Source organism: Mesorhizobium sp. M0159, from assembly GCF_040322295.1.
In the GTDB taxonomy this organism is placed as follows: Bacteria; Pseudomonadota; Alphaproteobacteria; order Rhizobiales; family Rhizobiaceae; genus Mesorhizobium.
The window spans coordinates 196,639-216,572 of the sequence record NZ_JAMYTF010000008.1 but is presented as its reverse complement, the minus strand read 5'-3'; the positions used below and the strand labels follow the sequence as shown (position 1 = coordinate 216,572).

At 62.4% G+C, this 19,934-nt stretch carries 19 protein-coding genes; 13 read left to right on the top strand and 6 right to left on the bottom strand.

Annotated features, from left to right (window positions below; all coding sequences use genetic code 11):
- Positions 1-8: 8 nt before the first annotated feature.
- From NKJ32_RS11820 to gnd, 3 genes are all read left to right on the top strand, one after another.
- The gene (locus NKJ32_RS11820; protein WP_352588428.1) at positions 9-527 is read left to right on the top strand and encodes a YcnI family copper-binding membrane protein; all 519 of its coding nucleotides are present in this window, start codon (positions 9-11) and stop codon (positions 525-527) included.
- Positions 528-583: 56 nt separating this feature from the next.
- On the top strand, positions 584-2,209 hold the full coding sequence (locus NKJ32_RS11815; RefSeq protein WP_352755114.1) for a copper resistance CopC/CopD family protein: 1,626 nt from the start codon (positions 584-586) through the stop codon (positions 2,207-2,209).
- Positions 2,210-2,349: 140 nt separating this feature from the next.
- On the top strand, positions 2,350-3,774 hold the full coding sequence (gene gnd / locus NKJ32_RS11810; RefSeq protein WP_352827607.1) for an NADP-dependent phosphogluconate dehydrogenase: 1,425 nt from the start codon (positions 2,350-2,352) through the stop codon (positions 3,772-3,774).
- Between the two features lie 229 nt (positions 3,775-4,003).
- On the opposite strand, the gene NKJ32_RS11805 is transcribed toward gnd, so the two are convergent.
- The 3 genes from NKJ32_RS11805 to NKJ32_RS11795 form a co-directional block, all read right to left on the bottom strand.
- A complete protein-coding gene (locus NKJ32_RS11805; protein WP_352755109.1) occupies positions 4,004-5,467 on the bottom strand; it encodes a Shedu immune nuclease family protein in 1,464 nt (487 codons plus the stop codon).
- Positions 5,464-6,369, bottom strand: coding sequence for an abortive infection family protein (locus tag NKJ32_RS11800; RefSeq protein WP_352827604.1), 906 nt, complete (start codon positions 6,367-6,369; stop codon positions 5,464-5,466). The genes NKJ32_RS11805 and NKJ32_RS11800 overlap by 4 nt, the downstream gene beginning before the upstream one ends.
- A gap of 245 nt (positions 6,370-6,614) precedes the next feature.
- Entirely contained in the window at positions 6,615-7,664 is a 1,050-nt protein-coding gene (locus tag NKJ32_RS11795; RefSeq protein ID WP_352644082.1) for a LacI family transcriptional regulator, read from the bottom strand.
- A 393-nt stretch (positions 7,665-8,057) separates the two neighbouring features.
- On the opposite strand from NKJ32_RS11795, the gene NKJ32_RS11790 reads away from it, so the two are divergent.
- The 8 genes from NKJ32_RS11790 (at position 8,058) to NKJ32_RS11755 (ending at position 16,315) form a co-directional block, all read left to right on the top strand.
- Positions 8,058-9,296, top strand: a complete 1,239-nt coding sequence (locus NKJ32_RS11790; RefSeq protein WP_352506635.1) for an ABC transporter substrate-binding protein — start codon at positions 8,058-8,060, stop codon at positions 9,294-9,296.
- Positions 9,297-9,403: 107 nt separating this feature from the next.
- A complete protein-coding gene (locus tag NKJ32_RS11785) occupies positions 9,404-10,297 on the top strand; it encodes a carbohydrate ABC transporter permease (protein ID WP_352755107.1) in 894 nt (297 codons plus the stop codon).
- The gene (locus tag NKJ32_RS11780; RefSeq protein ID WP_352588397.1) at positions 10,290-11,225 is read left to right on the top strand and encodes a carbohydrate ABC transporter permease; all 936 of its coding nucleotides are present in this window, start codon (positions 10,290-10,292) and stop codon (positions 11,223-11,225) included. Before NKJ32_RS11785 ends, NKJ32_RS11780 begins: the two co-directional genes overlap by 8 nt.
- A gap of 5 nt (positions 11,226-11,230) precedes the next feature.
- The gene (locus NKJ32_RS11775; RefSeq protein ID WP_352456789.1) at positions 11,231-12,343 is read left to right on the top strand and encodes an ABC transporter ATP-binding protein; all 1,113 of its coding nucleotides are present in this window, start codon (positions 11,231-11,233) and stop codon (positions 12,341-12,343) included.
- Positions 12,344-12,447: 104 nt separating this feature from the next.
- Positions 12,448-13,194, top strand: a complete 747-nt coding sequence (locus NKJ32_RS11770) for a sugar phosphate isomerase/epimerase family protein (protein WP_352755105.1) — start codon at positions 12,448-12,450, stop codon at positions 13,192-13,194.
- 12 nt (positions 13,195-13,206) lie between these two features.
- Positions 13,207-14,355, top strand: coding sequence for a Gfo/Idh/MocA family protein (locus NKJ32_RS11765; RefSeq protein ID WP_352633787.1), 1,149 nt, complete (start codon positions 13,207-13,209; stop codon positions 14,353-14,355).
- Positions 14,356-14,493: 138 nt separating this feature from the next.
- Entirely contained in the window at positions 14,494-15,540 is a 1,047-nt protein-coding gene (mgrA, locus tag NKJ32_RS11760) for an L-glyceraldehyde 3-phosphate reductase (protein ID WP_352644086.1), read from the top strand.
- Between the two features lie 82 nt (positions 15,541-15,622).
- A complete protein-coding gene (locus NKJ32_RS11755; RefSeq protein ID WP_352568257.1) occupies positions 15,623-16,315 on the top strand; it encodes a molybdate ABC transporter substrate-binding protein in 693 nt (230 codons plus the stop codon).
- A gap of 47 nt (positions 16,316-16,362) precedes the next feature.
- On the opposite strand, the gene NKJ32_RS11750 is transcribed toward NKJ32_RS11755, so the two are convergent.
- Positions 16,363-16,692 (bottom strand): DUF2934 domain-containing protein, encoded by a 330-nt coding sequence (locus NKJ32_RS11750; protein WP_352577436.1) that lies wholly within the window; start codon positions 16,690-16,692, stop codon positions 16,363-16,365.
- Positions 16,693-16,882: 190 nt separating this feature from the next.
- Here NKJ32_RS11750 and NKJ32_RS11745 point away from each other — a divergent pair, with 190 nt between their 5' ends.
- Positions 16,883-17,233 (top strand): hypothetical protein, encoded by a 351-nt coding sequence (locus NKJ32_RS11745; RefSeq protein ID WP_023675228.1) that lies wholly within the window; start codon positions 16,883-16,885, stop codon positions 17,231-17,233.
- A gap of 67 nt (positions 17,234-17,300) precedes the next feature.
- On the opposite strand, the gene NKJ32_RS11740 is transcribed toward NKJ32_RS11745, so the two are convergent.
- The gene (locus NKJ32_RS11740) at positions 17,301-17,762 is read right to left on the bottom strand and encodes a trypsin-like serine protease (RefSeq protein ID WP_352827598.1); all 462 of its coding nucleotides are present in this window, start codon (positions 17,760-17,762) and stop codon (positions 17,301-17,303) included.
- The gene (locus NKJ32_RS11735; protein ID WP_352827595.1) at positions 17,762-18,388 is read right to left on the bottom strand and encodes a S1 family peptidase; all 627 of its coding nucleotides are present in this window, start codon (positions 18,386-18,388) and stop codon (positions 17,762-17,764) included. Before NKJ32_RS11735 ends, NKJ32_RS11740 begins: the two co-directional genes overlap by 1 nt.
- A gap of 391 nt (positions 18,389-18,779) precedes the next feature.
- Here NKJ32_RS11735 and NKJ32_RS11730 point away from each other — a divergent pair, with 391 nt between their 5' ends.
- A complete protein-coding gene (locus NKJ32_RS11730) occupies positions 18,780-19,862 on the top strand; it encodes a trypsin-like serine peptidase (RefSeq protein WP_352568254.1) in 1,083 nt (360 codons plus the stop codon).
- Positions 19,863-19,934: the final 72 nt, after the last annotated feature.

Genomic DNA, 19,934 nt, shown 5'->3' with positions numbered 1-19,934 from the left:
GTACCGTCATGAAGAAATCTCTTTTGCCCGGCTGCGTGCTTCTTGTCCTCGGGACCAGCGCGGCCTTTGCCCACATCACGCTCGAAACGCCGGAGGCGGCGGTGGGCTCGACCTACAAGGCGGTTCTTCGGGTGCCGCATGGCTGCGAGGGCAAGGCGACGACCGCGCTGCGCGTGCAGATCCCGGAAGGGGTGCTCTCGGTCAAACCGATGCCGAAGCCGGGTTGGACACTGCAGGTCAAGAACGGCAAATACGAAAAGTCCTACCAGCTCTACGGCCAGGCAGTGACCAGCGGCGTCAAGGAGATCGACTGGAGCGCCGGCAGCCTGCCGGACGAGTTCTACGACGAATTCGTCTTTCGCGCGACGCTGGCGGCGGATCTGCCGGCAGGCCAGACGCTGCATTTCCCGGTGGTGCAGGAATGTGACGGGGTTGCCGATCGCTGGATCGAGATTCCGGCGGCCGGGCAGGCTGAGGACGCGCTGGAATTTCCGGCGCCCGGCCTCAAGCTGCTGCCGAAGAAGTGATCCTTACGCGGCGCGCTCTATCCGAAAGAGCGCGCCGCTGTCTTTGTGGCGGTGACATGAGCGCGGCATCCATCGTCCGAACGGCCTGCACAACCGGCCGGCTTGCCATCGGCCTGCTGGCCGCGATTGTGCTGCTTGCCACCATTGCCGCGCCAAACGCAGCCTTCGCCCATGCGGCGCTGATCAAGGCCGAGCCGGCTGACGGTGCGGTGCTGGCGCAGAGCCCGTCGCAGATGTCGCTGACCTTCAGCGAACCGGTTTCGCCGCTGGTGCTGACGCTGGTGCGGCCCGACGGCACGGCGGTCCCGCTGAGATCTTTCCGGCTCAGCGGCCAGACCGTCGAGGTCGACAATCCGCAGGCGCTGAAATCCGGCACGCATGTGCTGAGCTGGCGGGTAATCTCCGCCGACGGGCATCCGGTCGGCGGCTCGGTGCTGTTCTCGGTCGGTGCACCGAGTGCTGCGCCGGCCGCCTCCGAAGCTGTCGACCGGGAGCTTCGAACGGCGATCTGGATCGGCAAGGTTTTTCTATACATCGGCCTGTTTTTCGGTGTCGGCGGTGCCTTTGCGCAGGCCTGGCTGGCGCAAGGCGGTCGATCCGGCCAGAACCTTGTCGTCGCCGCGATCCTGTGCGGGCTGGCCGCCGCACTCTTGTCGCTCGGTTTCCAGGGGCTGGATGCACTCGGCGCGCCGCTTGCCCGGCTGGCGCAGCCGGTCATCTGGCAGACCGGGCTTGGCACCAGCTTCGGCTGGACGGTGCTGATCGCGCTGATGGCGCTCGGCCTTGGCCAGCTATCGCTGGTCGTGCCGCCCGCCGACGCAAAGCCGCTGGCCTTAGCCGGACTGGTTGGCGTTGGCGCAGCACTTGCCGCCAGCGGGCATGCCAGTGCTGCCGAGCCGCAATGGCTGACCCGGCCGATGGTGTTTCTGCACGCCACTGGTATCGCGATTTGGTCCGGGGCGCTGGCGCCGCTCGGTCTTGCCTTGAAACGGCAGCCGGACAAAGCCGGGCCGTTGCTGCGCCGGTTTTCACGAGCGATCCTGTTCGTCGTGGCGGTGCTTGCGGCAGCCGGCATCGTGCTCGCCGTCATCCAGGTGCAAACGCCGTCGGCGCTGGTCCATACGGCCTACGGCCGGCTGCTGCTGCTCAAGCTGGTGCTGCTCGTCCTTCTGTTCACGCTCGCCGCCGTCAATCGCTTCAAGCTTACGGCCCCGGCTGAGGCGGGCGAAACGGAAGTCCAGCGGCGGCTGGCCCGCTCGATCGCCATCGAGGTGCTGATCGTGCTGGCGATCTTCGGCGTTGCCGCCGGCTGGCGCTTCACGCCGCCGCCGCGGGCGCTGGCGATCGCCGCGGCACAGCCGGCATCGGTGCATATCCACACGCTGCAAGCGATGGCCGATCTCAGCATTGCGCCCGGGCACACCGGACCTGTTGCCGCTTCGATCTTCATCATGACCGGCGATTTCGGCCCGCTCGACGCCAAGCAGGTAACGCTGGTGCTGTCAAAGCCCGATTCCGGCATCGAGCCCATCAAACGCCCGGCGACGAATCCCGGCGACGGCACCTGGCGCGTCGACGATCTCGTCATTCCGGTCGCCGGCCGGTGGACGGCGCGGCTCAATATCCTGGTCTCGGATTTCGAGATGGTGAAGATAGAGGCGCCGATCGACATCAGGCCGTGACGAGAGCGCTGGTCCACGCAACACAATTCGGCGAGGCGGTTGACGCGGCCGCGAACCCCCGTCAATCATCGCCATCAAGAATGGGCGTCCAACCCAATCGCGGGCTCAAACCAACAAGATCCGAAAGCAGGGAAGAAACGATGGAAAAAGCCGAAATAGGCCTGATCGGCCTTGGCACGATGGGCTCCAACCTGGCGCTCAATATCGCCGAGAAGGGGCACCGCATCGCCGTCTTCAATCGCACCGCGGCGCGCACCGATGCCTTTGTCGAAAATGCCGGCGCGCTTCGGGATAGGGTGGTGCCCTGCTACAGCCTCGAAGAACTGGCCGCCGCGATCCGGCCGCCGCGGCCGATCATCATCATGGTGCTGGCCGGCAAGCCGGTCGACGAGCAGATCGCGGCATTGCGCGGCGTGCTGTCGGCCAACGACATCGTCATCGACGCCGGCAATGCCAATTTCCGCGATACGATGCGGCGCTTCTCCGAGCTTACCGATTCGGGCCTGACCTTCATCGGCATGGGCGTGTCCGGCGGCGAGGAGGGCGCACGCCACGGTCCCTCTATCATGGTCGGCGGCACCGAAGAGTCCTGGAAGCGCGTCGAAAAGGTGCTGACCGCGATCTCGGCCAAGTTCAAGGGCGAGCCTTGCGCGGCGTGGCTTGGCACCGACGGCGCCGGCCATTTCGTCAAGACCATCCACAACGGCATCGAATATGCCGACATGCAGATGATCGCCGAGATCTACGGCATATTGCGCGACGGGCTCGGCATGGGGCCGAAAGAGATCGCTGAGGTGTTTTCTCAGTGGAACACGGGCAGGCTCAATTCGTACCTGATCGAGATCACCGCCAAGGTGCTGGCCGCCGACGATCCCACGACCGGCAAACCGGTGGTCGACATCATCCTCGACCGCGCCGGCCAGAAAGGCACCGGCAAATGGTCGGTGATCGAGGCGCAGCAGCTAGGCATCCCGGCCACCGCGATCGAGGCGGCTGTGGCGGCACGCGTACTGTCGTCGATCAAGGACGAGCGGCTTGCCGCCGAAAAGGTCTATGGCGGCGGCGTGAGCAAGATTTCCGGAGACAGGGACGCCCTGCTCGCCGATCTCGAGCTGGCGCTGTTTGCCGGCAAGATCGCCGCCTACGCGCAAGGATTCGCGGTGATGAGCGGCGCGTCGAAGGAATTCAACTGGAACCTGCCGATGCCGGTCATCGCCAAGATCTGGCGGGCCGGCTGCATCATCCGCTCGCAATTGCTGGATACGATGGCGGAGGCCTTCGGCGGCGGCGGCGCAGCCACCAACCTGTTGATGGCGCCGGCTTTCGTCTCGTTGATGCAGGAGGCACATCCGTCGCTTCGCCGTGTCGTGGCAAGGGCAGCCGAAGCCGGCTCGCCGGTGCCGGCCCTGTCATCTGCACTTGCCTATTTCGACAGTTACCGGCAGAGCCGCGGCACTTCGAACCTGATCCAGGCGCAGCGCGATTTCTTCGGCGCGCACGGCTTCGAGCGCATCGATGGTCAGGGCGCTTTCCATGGCCCGTGGGGGAGTGAGGCGGCGGGTTAGCGCCTTATCCCGGCCGTTCGCGTGTGATACGCAAGCTACAGAAAGCGGCCAGTCTGCTTTTCGAAGAGGGCGTGTCAGCAACGGGATGGAAAGTGGTCGCTGAAAGTCAGTGGCCAACGGCTGCCAAGCCCAGTCGCGTGATAAGAACACCATGCTACCCGACGGTTGAGATCGCGATGCGGCCTCTCCCCTATAGTTAGTTAGTGCGCGGCAATATCGGACCGCGTCACTAGAACAGGTCATCGTCACTAGACTCGACCGGCTTTCGCCTCAGTGGCTCAGGCTTCATCGGCTCGGGCTTCTTAGCCAGAAATTCATGGAGCGCTTTCAGCTTGGCGAGCAGTTCGTCGAACGTGATGACAATCACGTCGCGCAGGTTATTGCGGTAAAGCTCGAGGCTCTTCTTCTCTTCGTCTGCGGCGGGCGACTGACCTGCGATCACGATGCAGGGCACCGCGTAGGTGAAGACGTCGTACGCCTTCGAGGCGATCTTCTTGCTGTTGATGTCGTTCTGCAACTGGTGCCGCTGGTCAAGCACTTGCGTAACCGCACCGCTCAGTTCCTCGGAAGGCGCGTATACGCCACCGCGGTAGGGACGTTTCACAAGCAAAGCAGTCTTGGGCGTCTTGATCTCGATCAGTGCAAGGTTGCCGAACAGTCCGAGCCTGATGGCGTAATCAGCCAGCTTGCCGCCGCTACCATCGAATTTCGTGCCACCGACCGCGACCTGGTCGCCGAAGGCCAGCGCTGGCAGGTTGAAAGCGAGCTGCAGAATAAAAGCGTTTGCGTTGAAGAACTCCTGCCAGTGACGCTCTTGCAGACCGGTCTGGCTGAGCTTCTTATCGAAAATCTCGATCAGCTCCTCGAGCGACACGAGCTCGATTTCACGACACAAATCGAGCAGCTCCCCCGGCTCTTGCTCTGCCAACGTCCTGACCGACTTCTTGACCGTGCGAGCTGCGGCCTTGGCTTCGGCCTCCGGCGATCGAGACTTGCCGATGAGCGTCTCAGCAAGGATGTCGGCGACTGGCCGACGGGTGCCGTCGCCGATCGGAAGCTCGAAGTCTGGATCAAGCATGATGTTGAGATTGGCGTCGAGGTACTCGCGCTTCGCCCTGTTTGCCAGGTCGATGGATCGCTTGTGCGTACGGTTGATATCGCGACGAAATTTGTCGAACATCGAGTACGACATCGTAAGCACGTCGCCCTTGCGGGATACCCCTTTGTCGTCCGAGATTCGCAGCGTGGTAACGCCGCTCTGGCGCTCTGCCGCCTCCGCGATGAATCGCATGTCGTAAGCCAAGCCGAAGCCGGCCAAGGGCTCCCTGATGATGCCTGCTGGCAACTCCTCAAAGTAGAGGTAGTCATCGTCCTTGATCGCGCCCAGTGAGTCGACGTCTTCGAGAATGATGGTCTCTAGATGGAGGTATTTGGGCTCGAGGAAATAGGCCCCGAAGGTTGTGCTGATCGGATATGTGGTGAGGGTGCGGGTCGAGGCCTTGTATCGGGCAAGAATGATCGGCTCTGTCGGCGCCTCGAAGTCGGGCTTGGCTTTCGCCGCCGCTTTCAGTGCTTCCGGTTTGAGTTGGAGCTCGATCTCATAGTCACCGACCTTTTTCGGATGATAGGCGACACGAAGGCCTTCGTCCGCGCGATCGGGCATCAACTTCAGGATTATCGGCTTCTCACTCATGACGCTTCTTTCGGCTTGTCGCGCAGTGGCAGCGCACGCCCAGGATGGCGCAGTTGCCACGTCTCGATGATGAAGAGCGCGATCGCGGACGCGGAATGGATAGCAAGCTTGGCTATGCGGGCATCGATACGTCGGAACCCTTTCTCTTTGCCATGGGCGCCGCCGACGTGAGTGCGGAGGGAGCCGATGCTCTGCACCGAAGTAACCAAACCGGAGAGCACCGCCTTCACGTCGTTGACGATCTCGGGCGCCAAACCTTCTTTCATCGGATCCAGACCAAGTGGATCGCGTACTGCGCGATAGAGCGAGCTGATGTCCTGTTTGGCAGGGAAGTCGAGCTCCAGCTCGACAAGGATAGAGCGGCAGACGCTCTCGACGGCTGCGCAAGCCGATGTAACTGCCAACTCGGGGTCTGCGGCGGCCGCTCGAAGCGCACGATCTAGGTCCCGGCTGACCGTATCGAAGTCGATGCCGACGGCCATTGCGGAAAGCTCATTGGTAACCGGGGCAGTTTCCACAATCTCGACCAGGCGCATTGTGCGCCCGGCGGGCTCTAAGTTGAGTCCGTCGTAGAACAAGTGCTTGTTGAGGTACTCGACAACAGCGGTGTGTCGCTCAGGCTCCTTGATGAAGTCGCGCGGGTCTGCCGCGCTCTCGATGATCCGTTTGAGCAGTTCGCCGTTGCCTGTGTCGATGAACATTGCGCCATGGATGGCCGTCTTGGTGGCAGGTAAACGGCTCTCGCCTTTGATGTCGAAGGGTACCCCAAAGCCCTTGAACCAAGCCTCCAACCGCCACCCCTGCCGGTAAAGGCCAATTGACGGCTCGTAGCCGCCGGCCGAGCCGCCCGAGATAATCTCGGCTAAGGCATCGACCGACGGATCTGACAAATCGATTCGCATGCGCCAATGTTATAGTAGATTCATCAGCGTAACTTCCTGAGGATGGGTTTTCCAAGAGCTTGAGACTCGCCGGCAGGCGGCGGCTTTCTCCCTTGCGTTAACTGTTAGCTGCCGGACCGCTTCCGGCCCCAAGGTTGCCAGTCGGCAGCGCGCATTTTGCAGCCAAGTGGAACCACTTGGCGCCGCAGAAATGCGGCTATGACAATAGATGGAGCGGGTGCCAGTTCACTTTGAACATGTCCCGCTCACGCCGGGCGGCGATAGGCCTGGACTTCGCCCGGTTCGCTCAGGCTTTGCAGGGTGCCGGGTGCGGCGCCGCCGATCCAGCCCAGCACCGAGCGGGCGAGTTCGGCGCCGGCCAGTCGGAAGTTCTCGTTGACGACCAGCAATTCGCTGCGAAACAGATGCAGAAGCTCCGACGATTGTTTGGACACCACATCGACATCGCGGCCAAGCTTGAGGCCGGCGTCTTCGATGCCGGCGACGATGGCGAGCGTCGCGGCGGCGGCGCTGCTGATGAAACCGTCCGGGCGGCTTTCGCGGCGCATCAGCTGCGCGGTCCGCATTCTGATCTGCTCGATCGAATGATCGATCGAAACGGTGTTGAACGGAATCTCGCTGGCGCCGACCTCGCTCAGCGCATCGGCAAAGCCTGCGAGCGTGTGGCCGTGATAGGTCAGTTCGACCGGCGGCGCCAACAGAGCCAGGCGGCGGCGGCCGAGGCCGGCCAGATGGCGCACTGCCTCGGCTGCGAAAGCATAATTGTCGAAATCATGGTAGGGATGGATCAGCCCCATATCGGTGCGGCCATGCGTGGCAAAGGGGATGCCGCGCTCCAGCATATAACGGGCCCTCGGATCGTTCGGCTGCGTGCGCGAAATGATGACGCCGTCGGCTGAACCGGTTTCCACGAGGTAGCGGATCGGGTCGAGCGGATCCTGCGAGCGCGAGTAGGGTGTCACGATCAAATGGTAGGGCGTGTCGGCAATGACTTCGGAAACGCCGTAGATGATATCCGAGACAAAGCTCATGATCTCGTGCTCGGTGTTGAGCACCAGGCTGATGACATTGGTCTTGCCGGTGCGCAGGCGGACGCCGGCACGGTTGGGCCGATAACCGATCTGCTTGGCGACAAGCTGGACGCGCCGCCTGGTCTCGGCGCCGATCTCGGGCGCATCCTTCAGCGCGCGCGACACGGTGGTGACGCCCAGCCCGGTCATGAAGGCGAGCGTCTTCAGTGTCGGCCGGCCCTGGCCCGACGCTTCGTCGGCCTTCTCTTTTTGATGCCTGTTCATTCATCCCGCCCCGTCAGGCGCATAACAGTTGCCGGACAGGCCGGCAATCGGCCGGCCGCGCGTTCGCCGCGGGCCCTCACCGAATGAAACCGCTATATACTGAAACGTTACAGATTGTCACGACCATCGCCATATCACTGGTGACAGATGCAGAACGAGCGGTGCTGCAGTCGGTGCAAAACCGTGATTGGAACGGGCTTTTCCGATTTTTTGGCGTCGCAGCATTCCATTTTGCAGTGCAACCCCTCTTGTTGCGATGCGGTAGGCCGACGCGCCGTGCGATTTTATTCGCGCTTCGAAAAAACTTGATGCCACCTTCGCCTGAGGGGTTGCGCGCCTCAAGCAATTGCCGTATCGAAAATCTGTAACGTTTCAGATTCTGGGAGGAACGAAATGCGATACCAACTCATGACTGCTGCGCTGGCTGCGACGGTCGCGCTGCAATTTGCCGGCCCGGCGGCCGCGACGGATCTGGAAGTCACCCATTGGTGGACCTCCGGCGGCGAGGCGGCAGCGGTCGCCGAACTCGCCAAGGCTTTCGACGCAACGGGCAATCACTGGGTTGACGGCGCCATCGCCGGCTCCGGCGGCACGGCGCGGCCGATCATGATCAGCCGCATCACCGGCGGCGACCCGATGGGCGCGACCCAGTTCAATCACGGCCGGCAGGCGGAAGAATTGGTGCAGGCCGGGCTGATGCGCGACCTCACCGATCTCGCCACCAAGGAAAAGTGGACGGAAATCGTGCAGCCGAAGAGCCTGCTCGACGGCTGTACCCTCGACGGCAAGATCTATTGCGTGCCCGTCAATATCCACTCCTGGCAGTGGCTGTGGCTGTCGAATGCGGCCTTCAAAAAGGCCGGCGTGCCGGTGCCGAAGAACTGGAATGAATATGTCGCTGCGGCGCCCGCGCTTGAAAAAGCAGGCATCCAGCCGCTCGCGGTCGGCGGCCAGCCCTGGCAGGCCTCCGGCGCTTTCGACGTGCTGCTTGCGGCGGTCGGCGGCACCGACGCCTTCCTCAAGGTCTACAAGGACAAGGACGCGGAATTCGCCGCCGGGCCCGAGGTCGCCAAGGTCTTCAAGGCCGCGGACGATGCCCGCAAGATGGCCAAGAACACCAATGTGCAGGACTGGAACCAGGCCACCAATCTGGTCATCACCGGCAAGGCGGGCGGCCAGATCATGGGTGACTGGGCGCAGGGCGAGTTCCAGGTTGCCGGCCAGACCGCCGGCAAGGACTATACTTGCCTTCCGGGCCTCGGTCTCAACGAGGTCATCGCCACCGGCGGCGACGCTTTCTACTTCCCGCTGCTGAAGGATCCCGAAAAATCGAAGGCACAGGAAGTGCTGGCCCACACGCTGCTCGATCCCAAGACGCAGGTCGCCTTCAATCTCAAGAAAGGTTCGCTGCCGGTGCGCGGCGACGTCGACCTCAAGGCGGCGAACGACTGCATGAAGAAGGGGCTCGAAATTCTCGCCAAGGGCAATGTCATGCCCTGGACGGATCAACTGCTTTCGCAGGATACGCAGAAGCAGAAGGAGGATCTGTTCTCCGAGTTCTTCGCCAAGCAGGACATGACCGTGGAAGATGCGCAGAAGCGCTTTGCCGCCATCGTCGGTTCGGCCGATTGAGCGATCGACCAACCACCTCACTCCCGCCCCTGCGAGCGCAGGGTCGGGAGCTCAGGTCAAGGCCTCTTGACCCTCCCGCCCTTACCCGATCCAGCGCGGCTGTGCAGATGAGCAAGAGCGAACGCCCTAGCCAACTCTTTCGCAACCTCAATGCGAAAATCGCCTCGATCCCAATGATCCTCACCGCGCTGGTGATCTTTGTCGGCGGCAGCGCGTGGACGGTGCTTTATTCCTTCACCAGTTCGAAGCTCCTGCCACGGCTGAATTTCGTCGGGCTCGACCAGTACTACCGGCTGTGGTCGGTGCCGCGCTGGCTGGTCTCGATCGAGAACCTGCTGATCTACGGCGTGCTGTCGCTGGTGTTCTCGCTGGTCATCGGCTTCCTGCTTGCCGCCCTGCTCGATCAGAAGATCCGGTTCGAGGACACCTTCCGGACCATTTTCCTCTATCCCTTCGCCCTGTCCTTTATCGTCACCGGCCTCGTCTGGCAGTGGCTGCTCAACCCCGAGTTCGGTGTCCAGGCAGTGGTGCGCAGCCTCGGCTGGGAGAGCTTCAGCTTCAATCCGCTCTATGATTCCAGCATCGTCATCTACGGCATATTGATCGCCGCTCTCTGGCAGGGCACCGGGCTCATCATGTGCCTGATGCTGGCCGGCCTGCGCGGCATCGACGAGGATATCTGGAAGGCCGCGCGGGTCGACGGGATACCGACCTGGAAGACCTATCTGTTCATCGTCATACCGATGATGCGGCCGGTGTTTATCACCACGCTCGTCATCATCGCTGCCGGTATCGTCAAGATCTATGACCTTGTCGTCGCCCAGACCAGCGGCGGACCCGGCATCGCCTCCGAAGTCCCGGCCAAATATGTCTATGACTACATGTTCTTTGCCCAGAACCTCGGCCAAGGGTTCGCCGCTTCGACGATGATGCTGGTGTCGGTGATCATTGTCATCGTGCCGTGGGCCTATCTCGAGTTCGGAGGCAAGAAGCGTGTCTGACCATACCGTTTCATTGCCCGCTATTGGCGGCGCCGGCGGGCTCGAAGCCTACGGGCCGAGCGGACCGAAGCCGCGCCACACGTTCTCGCGCCGCAACATCTTCCTCTACGGCACGCTTATCGTGGTGGCGCTCTACTATCTTTTGCCGCTCTACGTCATGGTGGTGACATCGCTCAAAGGCATGCCCGAGATACGCCTCGGCAACATCTTCTCGCCGCCGATGGAGATCACCTTCGAGCCCTGGGTCAAGGCCTGGTCGAGCGCCTGCACCGGGCTCAACTGCGACGGGCTGTCGCGTGGCTTCTGGAATTCGGTGCGCATCACCATCCCGTCGGTGATCCTGTCGATCGCGCTCGCCTCGGTGAACGGCTATGCGCTTGCCAACTGGCGCTTCAAAGGTGCCGACACCTTCTTCATCATCCTGATCGTCGGCGCCTTCATCCCCTATCAGGTGATGATCTATCCGATCGTCATCATCCTGCGCGAAGTCGGCCTTTACGGCAGCCTCAGCGGCCTGGTGATCGTCCATTCCATCTTCGGCATGCCGATCCTCACACTGTTGTTCCGCAACTACTTTACCTCCATGCCGGAGGAGCTGTTCCGGGCAGCGCGTGTCGACGGCGCCGGCTTCTGGGGCATTTATTTCCGCATCATGCTGCCGATGTCGCTGCCGATCTTCGTCGTCGCCATCATCCTGCAGGTGACCGGCATCTGGAACGACTTCCTGTTCGGCGTCGTCTATACCCGCCCCGATACCTATCCGATGACGGTGCAGCTCAACAACATCGTCAACTCGGTGCAAGGCGTGAAGGAATACAACGTCAACATGGCAGCCACCATCCTGACCGGCCTGGTGCCGCTGATCGTCTATTTCCTGTCCGGAAAATTGTTTGTGCGCGGCATCGCCGCCGGTGCGGTGAAAGGATGATGGCGATGAACGCAAACGGCAGCATTGCGGCAAACGGCACCAGCGTCTCGATCCAGAACCTGTCGCTGAATTTCGGTGCGATATCGGTGCTGCAGACGCTCAACCTCGATGTTGCCGAAGGCGAATTCATCGTGCTGCTCGGCCCGTCCGGCTGCGGCAAGTCGACCTTGCTCAACTGCATTGCCGGGCTGCTCGACGTTTCCGAAGGCCGCATCTTCATCAAGGGCAAGAACGTCACCTGGGAAGAGCCCAAGGATCGCGGCATCGGCATGGTGTTCCAGTCCTACGCGCTCTATCCGCAGATGACGGTGGAGAAGAACCTGTCGTTCGGGCTGCGCGTTGCCGGCCTCGCCAAGGACGAGATCGCCAAGCGCATCGCCCGGGCCGCCGAGATCCTGCAGATCGAACCGCTTTTGCATCGCAAGCCGGCGGCGCTGTCCGGCGGCCAGCGCCAGCGCGTGGCGATCGGGCGCGCACTTGTGCGTGACGTCGATGTCTTTCTGTTCGACGAACCGCTCTCCAACCTCGACGCCAAGCTGCGCGCGGAGTTGCGCGTCGAAATCAAGCTGCTGCATCGCAAGCTCGAGAACACCATGATCTACGTCACCCACGACCAGATCGAGGCGATGACGCTGGCCGACCGTATCGCGGTGATGAAGGGCGGCGTCATCCAGCAGCTCGATGCGCCGCAGACCATCTATAACCGGCCGGTCAACCGGTTTGTCGCCGGCTTCCTCGGCTCGCCGGCAATGAACTTCCTCGACGGCAGACTGGAGCAAGCGGCAGGCGACTGGCACTTCGTCGCCGATGATGTGCGGATACCGCTTGCCACCTATGCTTTCGAGAAGGAGCCGGTGCCAGGGCCGGCCGTGTTCGGCATCCGCCCCGAGCACGTGGCGTTCAACAGCGGCACGGGATGGCCGTTCGCAGCCACGGCAAATGTCGAGGTCGTCGAGCCCATGGGTTCCGACACGCTGGTCTGGCTGAAGCTCGCCGGCCAGAATTTCACGGTGCGGGTGACAGCCGAGCGCACGCCAAACAACGCCGAGGCGGTCGGCATCGGTTTCGACCCGATGCGCGCCTCGCTTTTCGACGCCGCCACAGGTAACCGCCTCTAGAGCATGATTTAGCCTCCCAAGACTCTTCCACTCCCAAGACTCTTCCACTCCCCCAAGACTCATCCCCCCAAAACTAACCATCCACAAGAAAACGGACAGAGACGATGAACTGGTCATTCCAACTTTACAGCGCCCGCAATTTCCAGCCCTGGGAGGGCGTGCTCAAGATGCTGGGGGAGCTTGGTTACAGCCAAGTCGAAGGGTTCGGCGGCGTCTATGACGGTCCCAAGGCGTTCCGTGCCGAGCTCGACAAGAACGGGCTCGCCATGCCGACCGGGCATTTCTCGATCGACGCGCTCGAGAAGGATTTCGACGGCGTGCGCAGGACGGCCGACGCGCTCGGCATCACGCTGCTCATCTGCCCGTTCCTGAACGCCGAGTTCAGGCCGGCCGACACAGCCGGCTGGCGCGGCTTCGGCGAACGCCTGGCCAAGGTCGGCGAGACGGCCAGGAAAGCCGGCTATGGCTTTGCCTGGCACAACCATGATTTCGAGTTCAAGGCGCTTGCCGACGGCTCGGTGCCGCAGGACCATATCCTGTCCTCCGCGCCCGACATCGGCTGGGAGATGGACGTCGCCTGGGTGGTGCGCGGCGGCGTCAATCCGCTGCCCTGGATCGAGAAGCACGGCAAGCGCATCGTCGCCGTCCATGTCAAGGACTTGGCCAAGCCGGGCGAGGGCCTCGACGAGGACGGCTGGTCCGACGTCGGCCACGGCACCATCGACTGGCCCGGCCTGATCAAGGCGCTACACGCCAAAAGCGCCGCAAAATACTACGTCATGGAACAGGACAATCCCAACGATATCGAGCGCTTCGCCCGCCGCTCGATCGCAGCCGCCAAGACCTATTAGGAGCACACCAGCATGGCAACAAAACTTGGCATCGGCGTCATCGGCTGCGGCAACATCTCGAAGGCGTATTTCTCGCTGGCGCCGCTGTTTCGCGGCATCGAGATGCGCGCCTGCGCCGACATCAACATGGAAGCGGCGAAAGCGCGGGCAAAAGAGTTCAAGCTGCGCGCCGAGACCGTCGAGGGGCTGCTCAAGGCCGACGATATCGACATCATCGTCAACCTGACCATTCCGGCGGTGCATTACGAGGTGTCGAAGCAGATCCTCGATGCCGGCAAGCACGTCTATTCGGAGAAGCCCTTCGTGCTGTCGGTCAAGGAAGGGCTCGACCTGAAAAAACGGGCGGAAAGCAAGGGGCTGCGCATCGGTTCGGCCCCCGACACCTTCCTCGGCGGCGCGCACCAGCTTGTCCGCGACCTCATCGACACCGGCAGGCTCGGCAAGGTCACCAGCGGCACATGTCATGTGATGAGCCATGGCATGGAGCATTGGCACCCCAATCCGGACTTCTTCTTTCAGCCGGGCGCCGGGCCGGTGCTCGATATCGGACCCTATTACATCACCAACCTGATCCAGCTGATCGGGCCGGTGAAGCGGGTCGCGGCCTTCGCTTCGATCCCGATGACGGAACGCATCATCAGCTCGAAGCCGCGCGCCGGCGAAAAGATCCCGGTCTCCACGCCGACGACGATCCACGGCGTGCTGGAGTTCGAGAACGGCGCCGTGGTGACGCTCAACACCAGCTGGGATGTCTGGAGCCACGGCCACGCGCCGATGGAACTCTATGGCGAGGCCGGCACGGTGTTCGTGCCGGATCCGAACTTCTTCGGCGGCGACGTGCGTTTCACCGAGGCCGCCAAGCCGGTCAAGAAGCTGCCGAAATGGCCGCATCCGTTCGGCGTGCCCAACGAGATGCATTCGCAAGGCATGATGGCCAACTACCGCACCGCCGGCCTTGCCGATATGGCGATAGCGATTACCGAAGGCAGGCCGCACCGCTGCTCGATGGAACTGGCGCTGCATGCCGTCGACGTCATGACCGGCCTGTTGCGCTCGGGCGAGACCGGAAAGTTCGTTGCCATGCAGACCAGCTGCGAGCGGCCCGCGGCACTCGGCGTCAAGGCGGCGAAGGAGCTGCTGGCGAAGAAGAAAACGAAGTAGGCGGCGCACCTCCCAAGGACCGCAACAGCCTCTCCCCGTTTGCGCGGGGAGAGGCTAAGGGTGAGGCTGGAGCCGACTTGCCCGTCATCGCGTCGGCAGCCGTCGGGCGCGTTTCGATATGAGATATGAGGATTTCCCATGCCCTATGTCCCCGCCGAGAACCGCTACAAAAAGATGATCTACAATCGCTGCGGGCGCTCCGGCTTGAAGCTGCCGGCGATCTCGCTTGGGCTGTGGCACAATTTCGGCGACGACACGCCGCATAGAACCAAGCAGGCGATTACGCGCAAGGCCTTCGACCTCGGCATCACGCATTTCGACCTCGCCAACAATTACGGCCCGCAGCCCGGCTCGGCGGAGCGGGCGTTCGGCGAGATCCTGCGGAAGGACTTTGCCGGCTATCGCGACGAGCTGATCATCTCGACCAAGGCCGGCTACGAAATGTGGGCAGGGCCTTATGGCGAATGGGGCGGCCGCAAATATGTGCTGGCCAGCCTCGACCAGAGCCTGAAGCGGATGGGGCTCGACTATGTCGACATCTTCTATTCGCACCGCTTCGACCCCGACACCCCGCTGGAGGAAACGATGGGCGCGCTCGATCACGCGGTGCGCTCGGGCAAGGCGCTCTATGCCGGCATTTCCTCCTATAATTCGCAGCGCACCCGCGAGGCCGCCGATATATTGAAGCAGCTCGGCACGCCTTGCGTGATCCATCAGCCGAGCTATTCGATGCTCAACCGCTGGGTCGAGGATGACGGCCTGCTCGATACGCTGGAGGGGCTTGGCGTCGGTTGCATCGTGTTCTCGCCGCTGGCGCAGGGCATGCTGACCGACAAATATCTCGGCGGCATCCCCGATGGCAGCCGCGCCAGCCAGGGCAAGTCGCTACGCCCGGCATTCATCAACGACAAGTCCGTCGCCAATATCGAGGCGCTGAACGCCATCGCCCGTCGCCGCGGCCAGACGCTGGCGCAGATGGCGCTGGCCTGGGTGCTGCGCAGGGGCAGGGTGACGTCGGCGCTGATCGGCGCCAGCCGGCCGGAACAGGTCGAGGATTGCGTCGGCGCGCTTGAGGCGCTCGACTTCAGCGATGCAGAGCTCGCCGAGATCGACAGCTTTGCCCGCGAGTCGGACATCAATCTCTGGGCGGCATCGGCCGAGCGCAAGGGTCCGTCAAGGAAGTAGGCGACTTCGGCATCTGGTCGCCGAATGAAGGCTTAGATACGCATTCCAAGGAAGGTCGTTACGATCGATTCGGGGTTAGGCCATGAATCAGGAAATCCGGCTTTTTGGCGCCATTGCGGTCCGCCCCGCCGTCGTTGCGCTCATACCTCGGTTCGAAGCGGCCACGGGATTCACAGTTGCGGTCAAGTGGGAGCTCAATCCGACAGTAAAGAAGCAGATTGAGGCTGGGGAAGCTTTTGACCTCGTCATCACCAATCCGAACCTGGTTCAGGATCTGGCCGCCTTGGGAAAGGTCAAGGCGGGGAGCCAGGTAGCGTTCGGCCGGATAGCAATGGGGGTGGCGGCCAAGGCTGGCAGTCGACCGCTCGACATCGGGTCCGTGGAAGCATTCGAACAGGCGTTGAAGAGCGCCAGATCGATCGCCTACGCCAGTGAAGGAACCAGCGGTGGCTACTTCTCCGGTTTGCTGGAACGTTTGGGGATAGCGGATGAGGTGAAGCCCAAGCTGGTGGCCATACCAGGAGGGCAGACAGCGCCGGCCGTGGGACGTGGGGAAGCCGAGTTGGGGGTCGTTCCCGTGACTTCGATTCTCGCGGCCGCTCCCGAGGTCATGCTTGTCGGTCGGTTTCCGGAAGAACTCCAGAGTTACGTTGACTTCGCCATTGGCATCAGCGCCGATTCAACGGACGCAGAAGCTGCCAAGCAGCTGTCGGAATTTCTGATGTCGGCAGCCGTTGATGACATCCTGGCGGCAAAGGGTGTCGAGCGCCGCTAAAAGCGTGCTTGATAAGCAGCGCTGGGAATCCCCTTCTCAAACACGCTCTAACCTTCGGCTGCCTTGAGGTTCCGCGCGGCTTCCTCGAGCGTCGCTCTGTCGTTGCCAAGCCTGTCGATCAGCTCTTGCGCCTGATCACCGGTTATCCCGGTGCGCATCGCCAGTGCCTCGACCGTCAGAACGTCGGAACTGGCGATCGTTCCAGTGGGACCGTGCTCGGCCGCGCCATCATCTGCCGGCACCGTTGTCGCGTCGTCGAGGTCAAGCTCATGTTTCGCCTGCTGCCAATGACGCTCATGTGCGCCGTGCGGGCGGCCCTCGCGCACCCAGATTTCATAGGCTCGCTGCCGAATTTTTTCATGCCGATCGTCGTCCATGGCGGTTCCTCCCTTGTGGCGTTTTCACCAACGCGGGGAGCGCCGGAACGATCCGATGTTGATGCCGAATTCGCAGACATGCCGGACAAAAGCCGGTTTCTCACCGAACAAACACCGGACATACGCGTTTTGCGGAGGAACCTGCACAGTGGGCCGGCCGTTGAGCCGAGCCTGAGCAAAGGAGATTACAATGGCCGACGAACCGAACGAATCCGCAGCACCGAAGATGACTCAACGTGAAGCTCAGGAAGCCCTGGAGAAGCAGGTCGCGCAGCTGAGGCGCGAGATCAACAAGATCAACCGAACCTTGGCCGAACGCGCGGAAGAGGCGATTGAGGACGCCGGCGATTGGTATGGCAACGCTGCTGAGCGCGCCTCGCGGACGGCACAAGCCCTGCGCAACAGGGCGCAGACAGTGTCCGGGGTTGTCCAGGAGAATCCCGGCACAATATCGTCCGCCTTCATACTCGGAGCGGCCGTAGGGGCGCTACTGGGCCTCGCCTTGGCCGCCACAGACCAGCGCCGCGATCGCTGGTTCTAGTCCCGATCTAAGGTTCCGGGCAGAAACGGCGGGATTGCTCCCGCCGTCATTCAGCAAATGACACCGGTCAGGGCGTGGCGGGCTTCTGCGCCGTGCCGAGGGCTTTGGGCGCTGCCGGCGCTGCCGTCTTCATCTTCTCTTCGATCCAGCCGGTGTAATTGGCCAGCCGCGTGTAGATGCCGTAGGCGTTCTTGTGGCCGCAGGCGGTGCTGCCGTCGGCCGGACCTTCGCCCCAGCTGACGACGCCGACCTGCACCGGGCCATCGGCGCCGGTCATGAACAGCGGTCCGCCGCTGTCGCCGTTGCAGGCGTCGCGCTCGCCGCTGGCGGTGCCGGCGCAGATCATGTTGCCGGTCAGCGGATCGGCCATGTCAGCTGCAATCGCGTTGGCGGCCGCCTCGATGCCCCTTTCCGAGTAACGCATGCGGCGGGCGAGCTCGCCGAGCGCTGCCTTCAAATCATGCGCATAAATCGCCTTGATGCCGCTGTTGCAGGTTGCGTTCGGCTGGAGGTCCAGGTCGGCGACCATCAGCGCGGTGGGAAACGCTCGTCCTGCATCTTGCCCCAACCGGTGACCGTCGTCTTACCGGTGTCCGGTGTCGGCTCACGGGCAATTTTGATGGTCGGAGCATCGGCCGGCTCGGCCAGCCGGATCAAGCCGAGATCGTTGTCCAGCGTCTGCTCGCTATAGCCCTCGTTGACGATGATCTCCGCCGCTTTGTAGCGCTTGCCCTCGCTGAGATCGGTGGCGCCGGTGAGCACGGTGACCATATCAGGCGAAATCGGCTCGCCGTCGTCATTGAGGCAGTGCGCCGCCGTCAGCACCCATTGCGGCGCGATCAGGCTGCCGCCGCAGAACTGCGCATTCGCCTGCGAGGCCGGGCTTTTGTCCAGTCTGTTGGTGGTCAACAATGCCACCTGGAACGGGTAAGCGCCCTTCTCGGCCTCTTTGCCGCCGTAGACGCGATCGGCGCCGTCGGGGTTCTCCGCCTTGGCCTTGGCCCTGGCCTCGGCCACGCGTTTCATCGGCGAGATCGCCGCCTCCGGCCGCGCGGCCGCGTCCGTGGCATGAACGGAATTGACGGCCGGCAAGGCCGCCGCGATGCCGAGCAGTGCGGCGGCGGCAATCGGTCTGAACCTATGGATGATCTTCACCTCGAACCCCCTGAGACGATGTTCCCGACAGGTCAGTCGCCGACGCATGATCCACTGAAATGGAACCGGCCGGTGAGATCATGCTCCACGGCGAAGCATGATCCGTCACAAAGCCGAGCACCATTTCTGCTAGTCGTGCTGTCGAGCCAAACCCGCCCAAAATCCTATAGCCCCCCACGGGCTATGTGGAAGCAATTTGTCGTTGCCAATGTTGGATTATTTTAGGCAGTATACCGTTGCAGGCATTTTTGGCGGGGACCTAAACTGGCTGCACTGAATAATGGCCCGGTAAAGGCACCGGTAACCAATTTCATTTTTCTGCGCCACCACGATCTCGACAATATTTCTGTATCTTGATCCAGTCCTTGCTGACTTTTGGGAGAGTCTCACCATGACAAAACTGACATATAGCATTATTGCGTCCGCGTTGCTTTCCACCGCAATGTGGGCGGTTCCTGCCTTGGCAGCCGATCCAGGTTCCGCCAATGCCGGCAACGGCGAAAGCATGCGGGATGTGACATCGGGCGATTACAAGCCCGGCCGGGCGAAACCGATCGCCCCGCCGAAACTGACCGAGGACGAGGCCAACCGCGCCGCGCCGCTCACCGACGAAGCAACGGCCGTCAAATCCTATGGCATCGTCGGCCGCTCCGCCGATGGCAAGGACATCAAGATCGATCCGAACGAGACGCTGAAGGACCTTGTCATCAAGGAAATGAACGCGCCCGCCGAGGGACAGAAGTCCGAGAATTCCGGGCTGAGCGGAGGCGAAGAGGCCGGCCGCCAGGTGTTCGGGACGGACGACCGGGAGCAGATCAAGAATACCAAAACCTACCCGTTCACCGCGATCGGCTACCTCGAAGGCAAATCGAAAAGCGGCAGCTATGGCAGCTGTTCGGCAACACTGATCGGCCCGCGCACGGTGCTCACCGCGGCGCACTGCCTCTACAGCCACGAGGACAAGGCCTGGCTCGACGACATCCTGTTCGTGCCGGCTCTCAACGGCAAGACTGCCGACGACGCACCGTTCGGCGCCTTCACCTATGAAAGCGCCTATATCATCCAGGGCTTCATCGACAATTACCAGGGCTTTTACGGCTCGGTCGTGCCATGGGATCTCGGCATCGTCACCTTGAAGCAGGATGTCGGCACCAACCTCGGCTGGCTGGGCTATGCCAATTATGTGGATCTCGGCGATTTCACCGCCAACATCGTCGGCTATCCCGGCGACAAGCCGATGGGCACGATGTGGAAGGCGACCTGCGAAGTGCTCGCCGAACACATCGCCACCGAGTATTTCCAGTACGACTGCGACACCTATCCAGGATCGAGCGGCAGCTCGGTCTATGCCTACGACAATGGCTCCAAGCAGCGCGTCATCACCGGCGTGAACGTGGCCGAGAGCCCGGATGCCAACACAGCCGTGCGTCTGAACGCCATCAACGTCCAGTGGATCAACAGCCTGTACAAATAGGCCTGCAGAGTTTCCGCCGCGATCGTCGCGGAAAACCGGCCGGCGGCGGAGCATTTCCGTCGCCGGCTTTCG

What these genes read in the sequence shown, in the direction of transcription:
- NKJ32_RS11820 (WP_352588428.1), top strand. Translation starts at nt 9, where the DNA reads ATGAAGAAATCTCTTTTGCCCGGCTGCGTGCTTCTTGTCCTCGGGACC.
- NKJ32_RS11815 (WP_352755114.1), top strand. Translation starts at nt 584, where the DNA reads ATGAGCGCGGCATCCATCGTCCGAACGGCCTGCACAACCGGCCGGCTT.
- gnd (WP_352827607.1), top strand. Translation starts at nt 2,350, where the DNA reads ATGGAAAAAGCCGAAATAGGCCTGATCGGCCTTGGCACGATGGGCTCC.
- NKJ32_RS11805 (WP_352755109.1), bottom strand. Translation starts at nt 5,467, where the DNA reads ATGAGTGAGAAGCCGATAATCCTGAAGTTGATGCCCGATCGCGCGGAC.
- NKJ32_RS11800 (WP_352827604.1), bottom strand. Translation starts at nt 6,369, where the DNA reads ATGCGAATCGATTTGTCAGATCCGTCGGTCGATGCCTTAGCCGAGATT.
- NKJ32_RS11795 (WP_352644082.1), bottom strand. Translation starts at nt 7,664, where the DNA reads ATGAACAGGCATCAAAAAGAGAAGGCCGACGAAGCGTCGGGCCAGGGC.
- NKJ32_RS11790 (WP_352506635.1), top strand. Translation starts at nt 8,058, where the DNA reads ATGCGATACCAACTCATGACTGCTGCGCTGGCTGCGACGGTCGCGCTG.
- NKJ32_RS11785 (WP_352755107.1), top strand. Translation starts at nt 9,404, where the DNA reads ATGAGCAAGAGCGAACGCCCTAGCCAACTCTTTCGCAACCTCAATGCG.
- NKJ32_RS11775 (WP_352456789.1), top strand. Translation starts at nt 11,231, where the DNA reads ATGAACGCAAACGGCAGCATTGCGGCAAACGGCACCAGCGTCTCGATC.
- NKJ32_RS11770 (WP_352755105.1), top strand. Translation starts at nt 12,448, where the DNA reads ATGAACTGGTCATTCCAACTTTACAGCGCCCGCAATTTCCAGCCCTGG.
- NKJ32_RS11765 (WP_352633787.1), top strand. Translation starts at nt 13,207, where the DNA reads ATGGCAACAAAACTTGGCATCGGCGTCATCGGCTGCGGCAACATCTCG.
- mgrA (WP_352644086.1), top strand. Translation starts at nt 14,494, where the DNA reads ATGCCCTATGTCCCCGCCGAGAACCGCTACAAAAAGATGATCTACAAT.
- NKJ32_RS11755 (WP_352568257.1), top strand. Translation starts at nt 15,623, where the DNA reads ATGAATCAGGAAATCCGGCTTTTTGGCGCCATTGCGGTCCGCCCCGCC.
- NKJ32_RS11750 (WP_352577436.1), bottom strand. Translation starts at nt 16,692, where the DNA reads ATGGACGACGATCGGCATGAAAAAATTCGGCAGCGAGCCTATGAAATC.
- NKJ32_RS11745 (WP_023675228.1), top strand. Translation starts at nt 16,883, where the DNA reads ATGGCCGACGAACCGAACGAATCCGCAGCACCGAAGATGACTCAACGT.
- NKJ32_RS11740 (WP_352827598.1), bottom strand. Translation starts at nt 17,762, where the DNA reads ATGGTCGCCGACCTGGACCTCCAGCCGAACGCAACCTGCAACAGCGGC.
- NKJ32_RS11730 (WP_352568254.1), top strand. Translation starts at nt 18,780, where the DNA reads ATGACAAAACTGACATATAGCATTATTGCGTCCGCGTTGCTTTCCACC.